Origin of the sequence: Bacillus cabrialesii, from assembly GCF_004124315.2 — a bacterium.
GTDB classification, from domain to species: domain Bacteria; phylum Bacillota; class Bacilli; order Bacillales; family Bacillaceae; genus Bacillus; species Bacillus cabrialesii.
The window spans coordinates 710,277-727,839 of record NZ_CP096889.1 but is presented as its reverse complement, the minus strand read 5'-3'; the positions used below and the strand labels follow the sequence as shown (position 1 = coordinate 727,839).

General features: G+C 42.4%; 16 protein-coding genes and 2 riboswitches. All 16 genes read right to left on the bottom strand.

Annotated features, from left to right (window positions below; translation table 11 throughout):
* Positions 1-2: 2 nt before the first annotated feature.
* Positions 3-1,298 carry an adenylosuccinate lyase gene (gene purB / locus EFK13_RS03760; RefSeq protein WP_014112914.1) on the bottom strand — a complete coding sequence of 432 codons (1,296 nt, stop codon included), beginning with the start codon at positions 1,296-1,298 and terminating at the stop codon, positions 3-5.
* Entirely contained in the window at positions 1,295-2,437 is a 1,143-nt protein-coding gene (gene purK / locus EFK13_RS03755) for a 5-(carboxyamino)imidazole ribonucleotide synthase (protein WP_129506491.1), read from the bottom strand. The genes purB and purK overlap by 4 nt, the downstream gene beginning before the upstream one ends.
* The gene (gene purE / locus EFK13_RS03750) at positions 2,430-2,918 is read right to left on the bottom strand and encodes a 5-(carboxyamino)imidazole ribonucleotide mutase (protein ID WP_019713502.1); all 489 of its coding nucleotides are present in this window, start codon (positions 2,916-2,918) and stop codon (positions 2,430-2,432) included. The genes purK and purE overlap by 8 nt, the downstream gene beginning before the upstream one ends.
* 140 nt (positions 2,919-3,058) lie before the next feature.
* A riboswitch (purine riboswitch) is annotated at positions 3,059-3,160 on the bottom strand.
* Positions 3,161-3,239: 79 nt separating this feature from the next.
* Entirely contained in the window at positions 3,240-3,437 is a 198-nt protein-coding gene (locus EFK13_RS03745) for an NETI motif-containing protein (RefSeq protein WP_075749417.1), read from the bottom strand.
* Positions 3,437-3,991 (bottom strand): DUF2179 domain-containing protein, encoded by a 555-nt coding sequence (locus EFK13_RS03740; protein WP_129506492.1) that lies wholly within the window; start codon positions 3,989-3,991, stop codon positions 3,437-3,439. Before EFK13_RS03740 ends, EFK13_RS03745 begins: the two co-directional genes overlap by 1 nt.
* A gap of 214 nt (positions 3,992-4,205) precedes the next feature.
* The gene (locus EFK13_RS03735; protein WP_014112910.1) at positions 4,206-4,373 is read right to left on the bottom strand and encodes a Fur-regulated basic protein FbpA; all 168 of its coding nucleotides are present in this window, start codon (positions 4,371-4,373) and stop codon (positions 4,206-4,208) included.
* A 158-nt stretch (positions 4,374-4,531) separates the two neighbouring features.
* A complete protein-coding gene (locus EFK13_RS03730) occupies positions 4,532-5,335 on the bottom strand; it encodes a DUF6574 domain-containing protein (protein WP_129506493.1) in 804 nt (267 codons plus the stop codon).
* 209 nt (positions 5,336-5,544) lie between these two features.
* Complete coding sequence (gene pbuG / locus EFK13_RS03725) at positions 5,545-6,867, bottom strand: hypoxanthine/guanine permease PbuG (RefSeq protein ID WP_038428518.1); 1,323 nt, start codon at positions 6,865-6,867, stop codon at positions 5,545-5,547.
* A gap of 135 nt (positions 6,868-7,002) precedes the next feature.
* Positions 7,003-7,104: riboswitch (purine riboswitch) on the bottom strand.
* Positions 7,105-7,206: 102 nt separating this feature from the next.
* Entirely contained in the window at positions 7,207-8,337 is a 1,131-nt protein-coding gene (locus tag EFK13_RS03720; protein WP_129506494.1) for a DUF262 domain-containing protein, read from the bottom strand.
* Entirely contained in the window at positions 8,334-8,945 is a 612-nt protein-coding gene (locus tag EFK13_RS03715; RefSeq protein ID WP_129506495.1) for a hypothetical protein, read from the bottom strand. The genes EFK13_RS03720 and EFK13_RS03715 overlap by 4 nt, the downstream gene beginning before the upstream one ends.
* Before the next feature lie 17 nt (positions 8,946-8,962).
* The gene (locus EFK13_RS03710; RefSeq protein WP_240034916.1) at positions 8,963-10,159 is read right to left on the bottom strand and encodes a DNA cytosine methyltransferase; all 1,197 of its coding nucleotides are present in this window, start codon (positions 10,157-10,159) and stop codon (positions 8,963-8,965) included.
* 140 nt (positions 10,160-10,299) lie between these two features.
* Positions 10,300-11,841, bottom strand: coding sequence for a glutamine-hydrolyzing GMP synthase (gene guaA / locus EFK13_RS03705; RefSeq protein WP_064812625.1), 1,542 nt, complete (start codon positions 11,839-11,841; stop codon positions 10,300-10,302).
* Between the two features lie 161 nt (positions 11,842-12,002).
* Positions 12,003-14,216, bottom strand: coding sequence for a DUF4129 domain-containing transglutaminase family protein (locus EFK13_RS03700; protein ID WP_129506496.1), 2,214 nt, complete (start codon positions 14,214-14,216; stop codon positions 12,003-12,005).
* 21 nt (positions 14,217-14,237) lie between these two features.
* On the bottom strand, positions 14,238-15,425 hold the full coding sequence (locus tag EFK13_RS03695) for a DUF58 domain-containing protein (protein WP_129506497.1): 1,188 nt from the start codon (positions 15,423-15,425) through the stop codon (positions 14,238-14,240).
* Complete coding sequence (locus EFK13_RS03690; RefSeq protein ID WP_129506498.1) at positions 15,425-16,387, bottom strand: AAA family ATPase; 963 nt, start codon at positions 16,385-16,387, stop codon at positions 15,425-15,427. Before EFK13_RS03690 ends, EFK13_RS03695 begins: the two co-directional genes overlap by 1 nt.
* A gap of 150 nt (positions 16,388-16,537) precedes the next feature.
* Positions 16,538-17,410, bottom strand: coding sequence for a manganese transporter MneS (gene mneS / locus EFK13_RS03685; RefSeq protein ID WP_129506499.1), 873 nt, complete (start codon positions 17,408-17,410; stop codon positions 16,538-16,540).
* Between the last annotated feature and the right edge of the window lie 153 nt (positions 17,411-17,563).

Below are 17,563 nucleotides of genomic sequence, written 5' to 3'. Positions count from 1 at the left end.
TTCTATGCCAAACCTAAACGTTCAAAGATCAGATCAACATTTTTCAGATGGTAGTTGTAATCAAAGCAGTCAGCAATTTTTTCTGGAGAAAGACGGGACGTGATTTTCTCTTCCGCTTCCACAAGTTCACGGAACGGCACTTGTTTTTCCCACGCCTCCATTGCTTTTGGCTGTACTGTATCATAGGCTTCTTCACGAGTCAGGCCTGTGTCAATCAAAGCAAGCAGCACGCGCTGAGAGTAGATAAGGCCGAGAGTGCGGTCCATGTTGCGCTTCATGTTTTCCGGGAAGACCGTTAAGTTCTTCACGATGTTAGAGAAGCGGTTCAGCATGTAGTTGAGCGCGATTGTCGCATCCGGAAGAATAATTCGTTCTGCTGATGAATGAGAAATATCTCGCTCATGCCATAATGGAACATTTTCGTAAGCCGTCATCATGTAGCCGCGAATAACGCGCGCCATGCCTGTCATGTTTTCAGAGCCGATCGGGTTGCGTTTGTGCGGCATTGCAGATGAACCCTTTTGCCCTTTCGCGAAAAATTCCTCAACTTCGCGTGTTTCACTTTTTTGCAGTCCGCGGATTTCCACTGCGAATTTCTCGATGCTTGTCGCGATTAAAGCAAGTGTCGCCATATAATCAGCATGGCGGTCACGCTGAAGGGTTTGAGTTGAAATCGGTGCTGCTTTCAATCCGAGCTTCTCGCATACATATTGTTCAACAAATGGATCAATGTTCGCATATGTGCCGACAGCGCCGGAAATCTTCCCAACCTCGATGCCTTCTTTCGCTTGTTTGAAACGCTCAAGATTCCGTTTCATTTCTTCATGCCAAAGCGCGAGTTTTAAGCCGAATGTTGTAGGCTCAGCGTGTACGCCGTGTGTGCGCCCCATCATGACTGTGTATTTATGCTCTTTCGCTTTTTCTTTTATAATGTCAACAAATCTCTCAAGGTCCTTGAGCAGAATATCGTTTGCCTGTTTTAATAAGTAAGAAAGAGCAGTGTCAACAACGTCAGTAGACGTTAAGCCGTAATGCACCCATTTTCTTTCTTCGCCCAGTGATTCGGAAACGGCTCGTGTAAAAGCGACAACATCATGGCGCGTGTCCTGTTCGATTTCTAAAATGCGGTTGATGTCAAATGACGCGTTCTCGCGCATAACCTTTACGTCTTCTTTCGGAATAACGCCAAGCTCCGCCCACGCTTCACAGGCAAGAATCTCCACCTCTAGCCATGCTTGAAATCTGTTTTCATCCGTCCAAATCGCGGACATTTCAGGTCTTGAGTAACGTTCGATCATTCTGCTTGTCCTCCGTCTCTATTCATCCATTTATTTGTGATCTCCTGAATCCAGTGGTCTTCAGGCTGCTTCATAAATGTAATATGCCCCATTTTGCGGCCTTTTTTGATTTCATGTTTTCCGTATATATATAGCTTTGCTTCTTTTAAAAGGTCCGGCTCTTCCTCCACAAGCTTCACTTCATCACCGAGAAGATTCACCATCATGCCCGGCTTCAGCAAATCTGTCTTCCCTAGCGGAAGGCCGCATACCGCTCTGATATGCTGTTCAAACTGGCTCGTCTCGCAAAGGTCCAGCGTATAATGTCCTGAATTGTGCGGTCTTGGCGCCAGTTCATTGACCAAAAGCTCTCCGTCTTCTGTCAGGAACATCTCAACAGCAAGCGGCCCGACAAGATTAAGCTCATCAGCCAGCTTAACAGCCAGCTCAGCAGCCTTCTGCTGAATTCCTTCCTCCACTCGTGCAGGCACGATGCTTTGGAAGAGAATATTGTTGTGGTGAATGTTTTCAGCTGCCGGAAATGTTGAAACTTCGCCGTTTACCGATCTGACAACGATAACCGACAGTTCCATTTTAAAAGAAACCCAGCTTTCGAGAATGCAAGTTCCGTGTTCTAAAAGAGCGGCAGCCTGCTCCATTTGCGTCTCTTCCTTGATCACAAATTGGCCTTTGCCGTCGTATCCGCCGCGGCATGTTTTCAGCACTGCTGGAAGCCCAAGCTCCTGTACCGCCTGTTTCAGTTCATCCTTTGTATTGACGATGCTGTACGGCGCGACTTCACAGCCCGCTGCTTGAATTGCTTTTTTCTCTGTTTCACGGTTTTGGGTAATGAGCAGCAGCTCACTTCCTTGCGGGAGATACGCATGATCCTTTAGCCAATGCAGCGCGTCATAATCGATGTTTTCAAACTCATAGGTGATGATATCGCTGATTTCAGCCAATTTCCGAATCGCTTCACGGTCATTATAATGAGCGGTAATCTCGATATCGGCAACCTGCCCGCACGGCGAATCTTTCACCGGATCAACGACCGCGACTTTATATCCCATTTGTTTGGCGGACACCGCCATCATTTTCCCAAGCTGGCCGCCGCCGATAATGCCGATTACTGCTCCCGGATAGATGATTTGATTAGACAAGCTGATCACTGCTTTCTAACACCGTCTGTTTTGTATTTTCTCTTCTCTCATCCAGCTTGCGGGCAAGATCTTCGTCAAAAGCTGACAAAATTTGCGCCGCTAACAGGCCTGCGTTCACAGCGCCCGCTTTGCCGATGGCTGTTGTCGCAACAGGCACGCCTCCAGGCATTTGGACGATGGAAAGAAGTGAATCCAGTCCGTTCAGCGCTTTAGACTGAACCGGAACGCCGATGACCGGCAGTGTTGTTTTCGCCGCTGTCATCCCTGGCAGATGCGCCGCTCCTCCGGCACCGGCGATAATCACCTTGATGCCTCTTTCTCTGGCCGTTTCAGCGTATTCAAACATTAAATCAGGCGTCCGGTGAGCGGAAACGACCTTTTTTTCATATGGAACATTAAGTTCGTCAAGTATGTCGCATGCGTTTTTCATTGTCTCCCAATCGGAAGTGCTTCCCATGATGATTCCTACTAGCGGCTGCATTCTGTTCCCACCTTCTAATGCTTTAGTTTTCAGAAAATAAAAAATACCCGCTTTGCATTGCACTTATGAGGAAGCAATACAAACCGGGCATGGTACATGTATCGTCAGTCGTTCGCTTCTGCGATATATCCATGTCAGTTTTATCGATCACTTTCCTGCATAGTCCGGCAATTTACGGTTGCCGGGTAGAAACTTATGGGCCATATTCCCAAGATTATATGAGGTCGTGTTTTGATTTCATGTTTATCTTAACAACGGACATAGATAATGTCAACGATATTATCGAACGATACAAAAATTCATTCTACTAATGTTCGTGTTTTAGATCAATTTCCCTTCAAATACGATTTTTTTCCCGCACGGAACAATCTGAATTGACCCATTTTCCTTTTTTTCCATAAAAATAGGCTCTTCCATTCGCCGTACAGGCAAATATCCTTCTTCTTTCATTTGCTGAAGCACCGCATCAATCGTTTGCTGATCTGTCACTTCAAACTTTTTCTTTTTCGGTTTTGCCATTATTCTTTAATTCTCCTCTTCTTCACCGCTTTGACCCAGAAGCCGCCGTGGATTGTTTTTGGTTCATAGGCAATAATAAAGGCTTTTGAATCAAGTGTTTTAATCGTATCATACAGCTGGAGTTCATATCTTCTCGGTGTCAGAATCTGAAGGGCTGTACGGTCGCCTTCAAGCCCGCCGGCCACCCAGTTTGTCACACCGTATCCTTTTTCACGGAGCTGCTTCGGAAGATCAAGGTCTAGTTCCTTCGTAATCACATTGACCATAATATAGCCAAGCGCCAATTTTTCTTCTATTTTCATGCCGACAATCACGCCAAGACCGTAACCAAGCGCGTACGCGATCACATTTTGAATCTGGTCTAAGTTATCGAGCACAAGACTCAGTCCCGTCACATAAACCAATATTTCAATCGTACTGATGCCGGCCGCTAAATACCGTTGCCCTTTCAGCGTTAAAATCATTCTTATCGTAAAAAATGATACATAAACAATATTAATAATGAGAATTATGAGAACCATGCCGATCCCATTTGATAAGATGGTTTGCATCATTTTATTTCATCCCCCTACTCTTCAGCTTGCATAAAGCATTCATATTCTACTAGAGAAACGGCCCATTTACAATGAGTTGAGGGCCGTATGTCTAAGCAAAATATTTCGACGCGCTTTATGAGATGGAACAGTAGTAGTTTACCCTCTTTCTCACCTTTTCAAAATCAAAACAAAAAGCCCGCTTTTCAGCAGACTCACCTCTTCTCATCTATTGTCAGATCTCTTTTTTCATTTTCAGAAGGGACTTGTATTCTTTCTCAAGCTCACTCAGCGTATAATGAGCCAGCTGTTCCCCTCTTCCCTGATAAAATTCCGAGAGCAGTAATTTGGTTTTTAAAAATTGTTTCTTTTGATTAATCGCTCGGCGAAGTAAATCAGCCATGTCCATCATCCTCCTTAAACATAAAGGTTTGTGCGCTGGACGTTTACAGCATTTTCCCTATCATACATGGATTAATCCTACAAATCAACTATGTTTTTAGATATATTTGTAAAAAGTGTGACATAAAAAAACCGGCTATGAACAGCCGGTTTTTTTCATTAAAGCGGAATCAGCGACGCCGTGAAATACTCAGAAATCAACGGCCAAGTCACCGCCGCAAACAGCAGCGCTATCGCAACTACAGCAAATACACAATAGATATAGTCAATCGGTGCATCCTGTGCCGCCTGATACAGACGCTGCACATACAGCGCCATCATAAAAAAGATCGAAAACAAGATCAGCACTGTAAACAGAACTGTCAACATCGGGATATTTACGATCGCAAAGATCAGCCAAAGGATTGAAACAGCAATCACTGGTACAAGCAATGAACCCAAACCGGCAGCCGCTTCCCTGAACGTTACCTTCTGCTTCATCATATAGCGGGAGACGGCCCATACAGCAAAGACCATTACCGCGAAAAAGAGCAGCAAATACACAAGAACGACTAAAAACCCGTCATAAAAAGCGTGATGGCGTTCTCCAAACCCGAGCGGCCGATTCCAGCTCGCTTTTAACTGAAACCAGTTCCCGATTGAAAAGATCATACTGAATATAAGCATTGAAATCAGACCATACTTATAATGAGAAAAACCATCCGCCACGACGGTTTTCGCTGGTGATTTTAAAATCGAGAACGCAAAACCGCAATATCTGTTGACAGCTGCCCATACAGACGCAAGCTTTTCTTTAGCAGTTGATTCACCGCGTTCCTTGTGCGGTTTCTGCTTTTGTTTTTGCTTCTGCTTGCTTTGCCTGCTCGCATTTCTGGACATTCTCGATAGCGGTTCTTCATCTGCATCTATTCTTTCACTCTGATTCATTTCTTCTTCAAACGTTTCTTTTCTTTCTTCCGTCATGTCAGCAACTCCTATCAAAAATATACGGCGGAATACCATTCAGCAAGAAAATAAAACACTTATATAAGGTACCGAAGCCTTCCTGAACAGTCAAGTCATTTCCATTTAAGTAAAGCATGGCGGCACATCTACATGACGGTATATCGTATGAAATGGTTTTACCTTTTGCAACAAAAAAACCAGCTGCCGATGCAGCTGGTTTTCAATCTTTATTTTAAGAAGATAAAGTACAGGATAAATACGACAAACAGCCCGTACATGATTGGATGAACCTCTTTGGCTTTTCCTTTGCACACCATTGTAATCGGATAGAAAATAAATCCGATGGCAATCCCGGTCGCAATGCTGTACGTTAACGGCATCATGATCATGGTAAGGAAAGCGGGAACGGCCACCTCGAACTTATCCCATGCGATTTTGCCAAGCGGCGCGACCATCAATGCACCGACAATAATAAGCGCCGGGGCTGTTACATTTGATGTAACGACTGATAGAAGCGGTGAGAAAAACGTAGCCAGTAAAAAGAGAATACCTGTTACAATCGCCGCAAATCCTGAACGGGCGCCCGCAGCGACACCTGAGCTTGATTCAACGTAAGAAGTTGTTGTAGACGTACCGAGTACGGCACCGATCACAATCGAAGATGAATCAGCTAAAAGCGCACGTCCCGCACGAGGCAATTTGTTTTCCTTCATTAAACCAGCTTGAGTTGCCACAGCAACAAGTGTACCCGCTGTATCAAAAAATCCGACAAACAAGAACGTTAAAATGACGATCAGCATCTGCACGGAGAAAATATCCGGCAGGTGAATCCACGCTTGTCCGAACGTCGGCGCAAGGCTCGGCACACTCCCGATGATTTGCGTCGGTACAGGAACCAAACCGAAAATCATGCCGGCAACCGCTGTTAACAGCATCCCGATAAACACGCCCGCGTTGACGCGAAGCACCATTAAAATAACCGTTACAATCACACCGAAAATCGTTAACAGCACAGGGCCGCTGTGAATGTTTCCGATGGTGACGAGTGTAGAAGGGTTTGCAGTGATAATTCCTGATCCCTGCAATCCAACGAATGTAATAAATAAGCCGATACCCGCGCCGACTGCCAATTTCAGCTCAGGCGGAATGGCGTTGATGATTTTTTCGCGAAAACCTGTTAAAGAAAGAGCAACGAAAATAAGACCTGAAATAAAAACACCAGACAAAGCTGCCTGCCATGAAATGCCCATACCAAGGACGACAGAAAACGCAAAAAACGCGTTCAGCCCCATACCGGGCGCGATGGCGATCGGATACCTCGCTATCAACCCCATTAAGATACAGCCTGCTGCCGACGCCAGCGCTGTCGCTGTAAAGACCGCACCTTGGTCAATTCTCAGCGCCTCCGGAAAATCTTTCACGCTCTCCAAAGCAAGCGTAATTGGATTGACGAACAGAATATATGCCATAGATAAAAAAGTCGTTAATCCGCCAATGATCTCATTGCGATAGCTGGTACCCAGCTCATCAAACTGAAAATACTTTTTCAAGCTATTTGACTCCCTTCACTCTTTGCTATTTATCCTGCCCTGAAATCGCCAAATAAAAAACGCCCCAATACATTTTGGGACGCTTGACTACAGACGGATTTCAGTTTGAATAAATAAACGTGTTTTATTTATATCAAACGAAAGAAATGTTTACGTAGTCAAGCCATTTACGGTAGCTTGGTAGAAACTTGCGGGCCATATCCCCGCGATTATACGAATTCATCTTATTTGATTTCTGAGTCTATTGTACCAAGTTCAATTTGAAATGACAATATAAAAAAACGAACAATCTTAAGAAGAAAGTTCGTTTTGTTCGTTACTTTTGTTTAATTTCGCACCTTAGCTTTTCCGAAGTTTTTCATAGAGACTATCAGTAATTTCATTAGAATAGTTATACTCTAATAAGAATTTTTTTAATACATCAAATCTAGCAACTCTATTGGATAATTTATTGACACCCTCAGAGGAAGCCTGTTTATATTTTTTAAACAAGTCATAAACTTTATTTTCTTCATCGTTCAGTTGCAAATCTACAATCTCTTCATTCTTATATTGATTGTAAATCTTAACAAACACTTCGAATTTGTTTTTTATCTCGTTATTTATTTTCATATTCTTTCTTATCATATAAAAACAAATTGAAAAAATTGAATAAATTTGAGTTTTTTTCTTAATGAATTTATCAATACCCTTTCCTTCATTTAACTCCAATATCATTTCCATTGCTTTTATTATACTGTTTTTATCGTGATTCATACTTGGGTATTCTTCTTTAAACTCTTCATAAGCCCTATTTATAGCAGCAGAAGAGTTAGACTGCTCTATTATTCCATTCCGCCATAACAAAATAATGCTCGCATTAAATTGTATATCTTTCATCCTTTTCATATCATTAGTAGTAAAGAAATCAATTTGTTTCCAGAAATCATTTAAAGACAGTTCATAAGCAAGTTCATGAAATAAGCCTCGAATAGTATTCCTTTTTTCTTGATCATTCAATGTATATTCAGTTAAATTTAGCCTTGAGAACATATTTATAATATCTTTTTTATTTGCATTCAGATCTATTTCAATTACAAAAAATTTATAATTCCATATTTTCTTTTTATCCTCATCGCTTAAATCCACAAAATACTTACCACTATATTCATCTATTAATGAATCTTCTAGTAAAGCACTTCCCTTTAAACAAAATTTATTATCAATAAAGTCCATAACCGCTTTAATTCTTTGCTGTCCATCAACAATATGAGTAATTGAATCCCCAGTTTCCGGATTTGTATCACTTTGCCAAAAGTATACTGAAGGCACTACAAAATTTAATAGAATAGTCTCAATAAGGCGTATTTTATCTTTTTCTATCCAAACAGATCTTCTTTGATAAGTATTATCTATAATAAGTTCTTCTTTATTAAACATTCTATAAATATTACTTATAGTCTTAGTATTTTCAGTAAATTCAAATCTCATAGAATATTCCTCGCTTTCTCAATACTTCCTAATTGATATTCCTCCAAATCCTCCCACGATTTATAAATTCTGTATGATATAGGATTGAGTATAGATAGTTCATCAATGAGTTCCTTATTTGTTTTCATTATTTTTTCTTTTACATCTATAGAAACATCGACTATCTCTAAAAAGTCTTTATCATTTATATATCCCAAAAATACAGAATTTGCAATTTTTTTATAGTTAGCCAAATATACAGTTGCTCTACATTTTCTTATAGCTTGCCATATTTCATTAAATAATGGCGCTGAAATTATAGCCAAGTCTATATCTGATTCTTGAATATGTTCATTAGGTGAATACTTAACAAACTGTCTGAAGTTTTTATATGGCGATAAACTAAAACCTATCTTTGCACTTCCAACCATTTGTACACTATGGAAGCTAATGTCTAAGTTTCTCGTTACAATTTCCTTGAAATTATCCATTAGCTCTATAGATTTACCTTTTTCAGCACATAAAACTTCTGAGAAGTACCAGTTATAGGACTTCACTATGTATTTCATGTAAAAATCAATTGGTTTTAGCTGCTTTAGCTCTTTTTTAATCCCTTCATAATTATACACATATTTCCACCTCGGTATCAAAGTATCTTATTTATTAATCTATGAAGACTTTGAGCTATCCCCAAAGACATTAAGAATGGTACACCGTTTCCAATAGTTTTAAACTTATCAGTTAGGGTAATATAATCTGGCAAAAAGAATTCTTTAGGAAGAGATTGTATTGCTAATGCTTCTGAAACAGACAACCTTCTACATTTATATGGATGAAGGTGTACTTCATTATTTCCATATGCAACAGTTGGAGAGTATCTCCATCTATGCAATCGCTTAAAAGACTTTTTTGAAACATCTCCTTCAGAAACACTTTTAAATTTATCGATTGCTTGTCTTGGTTTAAAGTAATCATTAGTATTGGGATGATTATATACGTCGTTTTTGTTAAACCAAAATTCGATTGTTAATTCTTCAATAATATCAGAGGGAATATTTTTAAAAACATCAACTTCAAATCTATTCGTATCTGGCCAATTTAATTTTTTAATCTCTATTACATTTTGTCTAGAGATACCCCAATTATAAGAATTAAGATAATCGTTGACTAGCTTAATATCTTTTTTTAGTGAGTTTTTCTTAAAACCGATCATAATAATTCTTTCCCGATCTTGTGGTACATTATATTGCAATGAATTGAGTAAATTATCAATTATTATATACCCATTGGATTCGAGACAAGTTTTCATTTCATCATAAAATAATTTATGCTTTTTAGTCCTTAGTAACCCTTTAACATTCTCGAAAAGAAAAAAATCAGGTTCTTTATCAATAATTAAATCAAAGTAAGTTTTTGTTAATTTTCCGTTTTCTCCATCACGACCTTTATTTTTTCCTGCTGATGAAAAATCTGGACAAGGAGGTCCCCCAATAAAACCGCATATGCCCTTTTCTTTTTCTATTCTTACTTGCTCATTAAATACCTCACTATGCAAATAACTAGTTATGTCTTTTTGAGAGTAACCATATTTCGGAATACCAAAACCCATTTTTTGTCTAGAGAATTTATACGCTTCTAGAAATGGTTCGTATAATTCATTAACCTCAACAATATTAAAACCTGTTTTTTCAAAACCCAGATCCAAAAATCCTGAACCAGAAAAAAAAGAAAACACACTTATATTCATTTTATTACCTACTCTTCCACATATAAATAATTCACTTCTTTGTTTAATTTTCTGTAAAATAAACAAACCAATTCTTTTAAAATTTAAAATGAGCATTAAATTCTCAAAATGGATATATATATTTTAAATAATTGTTTTCAAAAAAAGCAACTACTAAATCATAGTAAAAAAATCACCATAATAAAAATTTAATTAAAAGGCCTAGAAATGCTTATCTAACATTTCTAGGCCTTTTATTACTCCCACTCAATCGTCGCAGGCGGCTTACTTGTAATATCGTACACCACGCGGTTAATGTGCTTCACTTCGTTTACAATACGTGTAGAAATGACTTCAAGCACATCCCATGGGATACGCGCCCAGTCAGATGTCATGCCGTCGATTGATGTAACGGCGCGAATTCCGATTGTGTAATCATATGTTCTTGCGTCACCCATAACACCAACGCTGCGGATGTCAGGAAGAACAGTGAAGTATTGCCAGATATCACGCTCTAACCCGTGATTTGCGACTTCTTCACGCAAAATCGCATCTGATTCACGAACGATTTCCAGTTTTTCTTCTGTTACTTCGCCAAGTACGCGGATTCCGAGTCCCGGTCCTGGGAAAGGCTGGCGCCATACGATGTCATCCGGAATGCCGAGCTCTGTGCCAAGCGCGCGCACTTCGTCTTTGAAGAGCGTGTTTAACGGCTCGATCAGTTCAAACTGCATGTCTTCAGGAAGCCCGCCGACATTGTGGTGAGATTTGATCGTTTGCGCCGTTGCAGTACCGCTCTCGATGATATCTGTGTAAAGCGTTCCTTGCGCAAGGTAGTCGATGCCTTTAAGCTTGTCCGCTTCATCATCGAACACGTAAATGAATTCATTACCGATGATTTTGCGTTTTTGCTCAGGGTCAGAAACGCCTTTAAGTTTATTTAAGAATCGATCTTGCGCGTCTACTTTAATGACGTTCATGTTAAAGCCTTCGCTGAATGTTTTCATAACTCCTTCAGCCTCGCCTTTACGGAGAAGACCATGGTCTACAAAGATACAAGTCAGCTGGTCGCCGATCGCTTTATGAATCAAAACAGCAACAACAGAGGAATCAACGCCGCCGCTTAGCGCGCAAAGAACCTGCTTGTCTCCGACTGTTTCACGGATTTTTTGCATTTCGATTTCGATAAAGTTCTCCATTGACCATTTGCCTTCGCAATCGCAAACGCCGAATACAAAGTTTTTCAGAAGATCATTGCCGTATTCAGAGTGGCGCACTTCCGGGTGGAACTGAACGCCGTACCATTTTTTGTCCGCTTTGCTCATCGCTGAATTCGGGCAGTGATGGCTTGTCGCGTCAACAGTGAAGCCTTCAGGAACTTCTACAACCAAATCGCCGTGGCTCATCCAAACCACTTGTTCGTTCGGAAGATCTTTGAACAAATCAGGTGTGCCTTCGATGCGGATGTTTGCTTTTCCGTATTCACGCTGGCTTGCCGCTTCAACTTTACCGCCAAGGTAATGAGTCATCAGCTGCATGCCGTAGCAAATTCCCAAAACAGGAATATCAAGCTCGAAGATTTTCTCGTCACAGCGGAAAGAGTTTTCATCATACACACTGTTTGGACCGCCGGATAAAATAATTCCTTTTGGATTCATTTCTTTAATTTCTTCAGCCGTCAATGTATGGGGATGCAGCTCGCTGTATACACCGAATTCACGGATACGGCGTGTAATCAGCTGGTTATACTGACTGCCGAAATCAAGGACAAGAATCATTTCATTCACTAACTTTGTCATGGTTGTCACCTAATCTCCTCTAAGTTTTTTGACACAGAAAAAGACGAGGACAGATATGAAGCTCGCTCCGCCCTCTTTGGCAAGGCCGTTTGCCGGAGTCCGGCAACTCGCTCCCAGACTCCGATAATATTCACTAATTCTAACAACACGTTGATAAGCGGTCAAGACCATCTTCTTTTAATTAAATTTTCCCATAACTCTCTGGAATCATTCCAAAGCGAAGCCGAATCTTCATTTCTGTAAAGCGCCCGTTCATAGCGGAATGTCAGCTTTGACATGTCTTGTGAGTCGTATTTTCCATCGATTCGTTTTGCATAATCACGCAGCGTTTCACTATCTCGTTTCGGCAGTCCTCTTCTCTTCAGCTGTTTCAGCAGCGCGCCATATGCCTCAAAAAACACATGCTGATCACTGCGCCGCTTCAGCTTTCTCACAACGAAAACAGGAATCCATAACGAACGGAAAACATACAGCAGTACCGCTGCCACCATGAGAACCGCAAGGACTGCAAAAGCCAGATACCAGCCCGACCCGGCATTTGTATGCGAAGCGGACGGCTTTTTAGAAACGGCTGGCTCCTGTTTTTCCTTTTGTTTTTCTTCTTTTTCCGGCTGTTTTTTCTCTTCTTTCTGTTCCTCTTTTGTTTTCTTAGGTGAACTGCTATTTTGACTGCCGGAATCCTTGGTGTCGGAAGAAGTAAATTCAGCCGGATTTGTAAACCCTTTAGTCGGCTCAAATGTGACCCAGCCCTGTTCCGGGAAATACACCTCGACCCAGGAATGGGCGTTGTTATTTGTCACTTCGTAGATACTGCCGTTTTTGTTTCCGGCTTCTTTATATTCGCCGGACGTATACCCCTTTATCCAGCGGGCCGGAATGCCGGCCGAACGCAGGAGCACCACCATGGCGGAAGAAAAGTTATCACAATAGCCCATCTTTGTTTCAAACAAAAATTGATCGACATAATCCTCATCATCTTTAGGAATGGTCACGTTTTCGGTTTCATATGTGAACGCATTTGACCCTAAATAGTCCTCAACCGCTTTCACCTTATCAAACATATTATCGTGATCCTGGGTCAGCTTGATCGCAAGGGTTCTCACCCGCTCAGGCAGTGAATCAGGCAGCTGCATATAGCGGTCGCTGAATGTGTATTCCTCACTGTTGTTTCTCACTTTTACCTTTCTCAGCTCATCCAGCTTGTAGGCCGGAGAATTGTACGTTACCGTATAGCTCCCCATATTTCTGATCTCACCGGCTTGTTCACTGATCGGAGAAATTTGTTCCGTGTTCCCGTTCATTTCAAGTGAGACAGCCTGCTTTGACTGAATGGCTGCCGCACCGATTGGATACATCACATGGTTATATCCGTAGTGCTCATCGACTTTTACGCGGACGGTGCTGCGCTCTGTCGCAACCTTGTGGTCAAACCACAGATTTTCAATTTTTCCTCCGCTAAGCTGATATGACATGCCTGTGTCTGTTTCAATCCAGCCTTTTCCGGTATACGTATCCTTCGTTTCCACACGGAAATACGTACGCTCTTTTCCCTGCCATGTAAAAACAGGTGTATCATCCTGCTGAAATGGACCTCCAAGTGATTCATCATGGTTTCCGTAGCCGATTTTGCTTTCTCCAGCCGGCACACGATCTTGATTCGTGATTTTTTTAAGAAAGGGCACCGGATCAGGCCAAGCCGGCTCTGACTTCGGAGCGGCAAGTCCGAATCCCACCGCAGCCAATATCAATAAAGATAAAGGAAGAAACCATTTCAGGATAGATGTTTTTGGCAGCGTGATTCTTTCCACCAGCTTGATGCGTTCTAAATATAAAAGGCCCAGCATAAAGAAGCCGATCAGCACGATACGGATGACGGCAAACGTGGCATCATATGGCGTAAAGGTATCAAGAATCGTAATATACGCTACTGTCATCATAAAGAAAAACAAGATCCTTCTCTGGTAAATCACCCAATAATGAAGGAGATAGACCAAAAGCCACAGCAGCACAAAAAACAGCAGGGTCCGAAATGAAGGAATCATATCATTCCATTGCCCTGATTGAATCAGCGTGATATTCAAATAGACATCCTTCAAAAAAGAGCTGATCCAGCTCAAGTCAAATATAGAACCTTGATAAAACAGGATGTGTATCGAGATTAACGTAAATAGGACACAAAAAGGAACGGTGACAAACCACCTCATCCTGAAAAAAGTCAGCAGAAACGTCAAGCCGATAAAGACAATAAAAAAGCCTGTATGTTTCGTATTTGTAAAACTGTCAAGCGGCCTGAGCCACTCCCACAGCAATAAAAACGCCAGAAAATAAAATAATAGCAAGCTCAAACGGCTTCCCTTCTGATCATCGTGCGGCATGTGCACCCGTCACCTCTCTTTCTAAACAACACGCGAAACTCGTCCGCCCCTTATGACCTGAACTCTGATTTGACGTTTCATCATGCGTTCGATCAAGACGTTTTCAGCTTGAGAAAGCTCAGCATCTTTCTCTTTTGCCAGTATCACTGTAGCCCCTGTTTCTGCGATGTTCAGCAAATCTTCCGTGATCAGTCCCGTGACGATCACTTTATCAGCCTGACGAACAGACGGCTTTCCCAGCTCCTCTCGTACGTAACGGCTTACCGGGTCGTCCGCATCACAATGAGCGACAGCTAAATGACGAAGCATGTGCTGAAAATGCTGCTCCCCCTCCTGAATAGGAAACATCGTTTTTTCCTTTCCGACGGAGGCCAAGCCTGCTCCCGCGCCGTTTTTCAAAGCGGAGTGAAGAATCGAAGCCGTCACAGAAACGACCTCTTCGAATGCTTCAGAGGAAAAACGGTCCATCAGAAGAAACAGATTTTTGCTTCGAGACGGTTCAAATTCCTTCGTCATCAGCTGGCTCCGCCGCGCAGAGGTCTTCCAGTCTAATGCGGCAAACCGGTCCCCCGGCTGATAATTCCGCACACTTGCTGCGACTGCGGAATGATGCTGATAAACCGGAAAAGATCCGCTTACACCGTCTTCCTGATGCCTTTCATTCACTTGATAAGGAAGACGCTCAAAGAATGGATAAACAAACAGGGTATCCTCCAGCTCATAAAAAGCTGTTTTTTCAATCAAGCCGAGAACATCCCCGGTCCGCACCCTGACAGCATGAAAATGATGCTCTCCGCGCGGTACCCGAGCTAACTCATACGACATCGTCATACTCCGTTTAAACCAAGGAAAAACGAGCCGTTTGGTCGCGGCTTCGTCGGGGTTTAATGACTCGATTCCTTCTGGCAGACAATCTTCAATCACCATATACATCAAGGGAAACGGAAGCTTCCTTTTCAGCGTAACCGACACGCCCAGCCTGTCCCCAGCATGCAATTGTGTTTTGGCCATTTGCCGTGAAGCCTGAAAAGAGCGGAGCGGGTATAACGCCAGCAGTCCGGCATACACGACAAAAGGGAGAAACGCATAAAACAAAAACCAGCTGACAAAGCCGCCCTGAAACATCGCATAAGAAAAAACAGCAGCTGTCAATAACGTTAATACAATCAGCTTCCACCCATATACAAACCATTGCAATTTCTTGTTCATCAGCGGACCGACGACCTTTGAACCGGCACCTTCACAGCTGACATGATCTCCCGTATGATCGTTTCTGCCTCGATTCCTTCAAACTTCGCCTCTGGCCGCAGCAGCATACGGTGCGGAAGCGTAAAAGGCGCCAAATATTGAATATCATCAGGAATGACATAGTCACGATCATGCAGCAGCGCGTAGGCTTGGGCCGCTTTCATGAGAGCGATTGAACCGCGCGGACTGACGCCTAATTGAACAGAAGCATGCTGTCTCGTTTTCTGCACGATTTCAACTATGTATTCCTTTATGCTGTCATCAGCGCGGACATTTTGCACTTCCCGCTGCAAACGGATGAAGTCTTCTTTTGCAATGACCGGCTCAAGCGTCTCAATCGGATGGTTTTTTTCCTGAAGAGATAGGACGTCCAGCTCCTCATGAAAGGACGGATAACCCATGCGAAGCTTGAATAAAAAACGGTCAAGCTGGGCTTCCGGCAAAGGATAGGTTCCTTCATATTCGACCGGATTTTGCGTTGCCATCACAAAAAACGGAGCGGCAAGCGGCATCGTATGGCCATCTACCGTTACGCTTCCCTCCTCCATCGCTTCAAGCAAAGCCGACTGTGTCTTCGGTGAGGTGCGGTTGATTTCATCAGCCAGCACGATATTTCCCATAATCGGGCCGGGACGGTATTCAAATTCCATCGTTTTCGCATTATAGATGGATACGCCTGTTACATCAGATGGCAGCAAATCCGGAGTGAATTGGATTCTTTTGAAATCAGCGCCGATTGTCTTTGCCAGCGCGCGGACCATCATCGTTTTTCCGACTCCGGGTACATCCTCAAGCAGCACATGCCCTTTGGCTAGAATGGCTGCTAAGCTGAGTATGGCGGTGTCTCGTTTTCCAACCATTACTCTATTCATATGTTCAACTGCTTTCCCCAGCAAAGGATGCAGGTCTTCTTGGTATGCCATTCTTTTCCTCCTAGTCATCTACAAAATTCTTCATATTGTAACCTAACTTTACCACAAAAAGCGATCTGTATAAAAAAACGATTCTAGCAAATTGTTTCCAATAAATCAGGAAAAATCACACAAAAAAGCCTCCTGTGACAGGAAGCTCAATTATTTGTGTTCTAAAGGCTCCATATGAACATGCGAATAATCAATTGCATGCTCCTCCTTCATTCTCCGCTCAATTTCATTGGCAATATCATGACTTTCCGTAATATTTAAATCGGCGGATACTTCAACCACCACATCAACATAGACTGTACTGCCCAAGTATCTCGCTTTAATGTCTTTTAATCGGCTCACACCCGAGATCTTTTCGATCGTCTGTTTATAAGCTGAAATGTCCTTTACGTCGAAGCCATCTGTCAAAGAGTGGGATGATTCTTTAAAAATATCCCATGCCGTTTTGCAAATGAGAAGACCAATCACAAACGCCGTGACCGTATCAATCCAGGCAAGGTGGAATTGCGCAGCCACAATTCCGATAAACGTGCCGATACTGACGAATGCATCTGATTTATTATCAGCAGCCGCGGCAAGAAGCGCCTGGCTTTTCACTTTTTTGGCCAGCCTTTTATTGTACTGATAGACTGCAAGCATCACGGCTGCTCCGCCCGCTGCCGTCCAAGCCGCAATCATATCCGGCGTCTCTTGTGCAGCAGAAAAAATAGATTCACCGGCGCTGAACAGCACTTGTAATCCGACAACCATCATAATAAAGGATGCGATAAGCGATGCGATCGTTTCCGCCCGAAAGTGGCCATATAGGTGATCTTCGTCAGGAGGCTTTTGAGAGATGCGCAAGCCGATCAGCACAGCCACCGAAACAATAATGTCAGTTGTATTATTCAAACCGTCCGCAGTAAGTGCTTCTGAGTGAAAAATATAACCGATAATCAGCTTCATCGCGGATAGAACAAGATAAGCAGCAATACTGACCAGCGCCCCGGATTCTCCCTTTTTCAATTCATCATATCTCTCCATACAAAAAACCTCCTCTCCGCACGTTTTCCTATTATTATGATACAAAGCTGAACCGCAGTGGGTCTACAGAAACATGATTCACCCGCCACAGGAAAATAGTGACGATAGAACTTTTTTTCTTTAAATCAATTTATTTTCTATTCTCAAAAAGCC